Genomic DNA, 1,550 nt, shown 5'->3' on the forward strand with positions numbered 1-1,550 from the left:
GCCGACTCCCACCTCAACCTCCTGACCTGGGCGAAGACGGGCGTCAAAGTCCCACAGTACGCCTCCCACGAGGCCAGAACCGCCGCGATCGAGGCCGCTTCCACCTACCCAGCCGCCCGGCACCTGGCCGACCTCGAGGAAGGCGCGGCCCGCCTGGCCGCCGCCGTCCGCGACCTGCCACAGGACCGCTGGTCCGCCCGGGTGGAGGGCATGCGCCCGCCCGAGCACCCCGCCTGGTACCTCCTGGTACGCCGCCTGCGCGAGATCGGCCTCCACCACGTGGACCTGGCCGCCGGGTACGGCCCCGCCGACTGGCCCGAACCGTTCGTCCTGCGCGAACTCCACGACTGCCGCGCCTGCTGGCCGCACGCCCGTAGCACGGTGAGCGAGATCATGCTCAAGAACCCGTCGGGCGAGATCGCCGCCAGGTGGCCCGGCCTCGGCTCCGGCCCCGCGGTCGAAGGCGCGCCGGCCGACATGCTGGCCTGGCTGACCGGCCGGTCGAGGGGTGAGGGCGTTACCCTGGTGCCAGTGGGGCAGTCGTTCACGCCCGCGAGCGCGGGCCTTCCGGAGCCGCCGCCGTGGCTGACGATGCCGGCCCCCGCTGATCTGCCCACGACACCCCCGAAGGACTACCCATGACCTACACAGGTGACGTCCAGGTCGGCGGCCCCGCCGACGTGCGCGAGCTGCCCGCGCTCACGATCTACAAGCTGGCAGTCGGCCCGTTCGACAACAACGCGTACCTGCTGCGTTGCTCGGAGACCGGCGACGGGCTGCTGATCGACGCGGCCGCCGACGCCGACCGGCTGCTCGCTCTGATCTCCGACCGGCCGGTCGGAGAGATCGTCACGACCCACCAGCACGGCGATCACTGGCAGGCGCTTGAGCAGGTGACCAAGGTCACCGGCGCCGAGGTGATCGCCCACCCGCTCGACGCGCCCGCCCTGCCCGTGCCGGTGGACCGCACGGTCGAGCACGGCGACACGATCACCGTCGGCGCCGTCACGCTGGAGGTCATCCACCTGCGCGGCCACACGCCTGGCTCGATCGCCCTGCTGTACGACGGCGGCGAGGCGGGACACCACCTGTTCACGGGCGACTCGCTGTTCCCCGGCGGCGTCGGCAACACCCAGAAGGACCCGCAGCGCTTCACCCAGCTCTACAACGACGTGGTGGAGCGCATCTTCGACCGCCTCCCCGACGAGACCTGGGTCTACCCGGGCCACGGCAAGGACACCACCCTCGCCGCCGAACGCCCGTCCCTCCCCGAATGGAAGTCTCGCGGCTGGTGATTCAAGCGCCATCTTTCAGGCAGGCCGCGCTGTTTTGGACGGACTTGCGCGGCCTGCCGCTTGGGGACGACCGTCTGAGAGCAAGAAACGCCTCTTCCGCGAGGACGCCGCGCTCTCGATGCCGCCGTGGTCAGGCTCACCACGGAATCGGCCCAGAATGCGCGTCGTCACGGCGAGCAGCCCGTGAGCCTTCACGACCGGCCATGACAGACGGCCACTGACGTCGGCGCGTGCGGCCCACCGTGCGCAGCCGTA

At 71.5% G+C, this 1,550-nt stretch carries 2 protein-coding genes; both read left to right on the top strand.

Annotated features, from left to right (window positions below; translation table 11 throughout):
- A partial coding sequence (locus ACWDX9_RS63155) for a maleylpyruvate isomerase family mycothiol-dependent enzyme (RefSeq protein ID WP_449973425.1) occupies window positions 1-642 on the top strand: 642 nt, incomplete at its 5' end.
- Window positions 639-1,295, top strand: coding sequence for an MBL fold metallo-hydrolase (locus tag ACWDX9_RS63160; RefSeq protein WP_449973426.1), 657 nt, complete (start codon window positions 639-641; stop codon window positions 1,293-1,295). The genes ACWDX9_RS63155 and ACWDX9_RS63160, both read left to right, overlap by 4 nt.
- Window positions 1,296-1,550 lie beyond the last annotated feature (255 nt).

Source organism: Nonomuraea sp. NPDC003201 (assembly GCF_053590415.1).

Bases quoted from the DNA above. Each gene is read 5' to 3' on its own strand.
- ACWDX9_RS63160 (WP_449973426.1), top strand. From the start codon at position 639: ATGACCTACACAGGTGACGTCCAGGTCGGCGGCCCCGCCGACGTGCGC.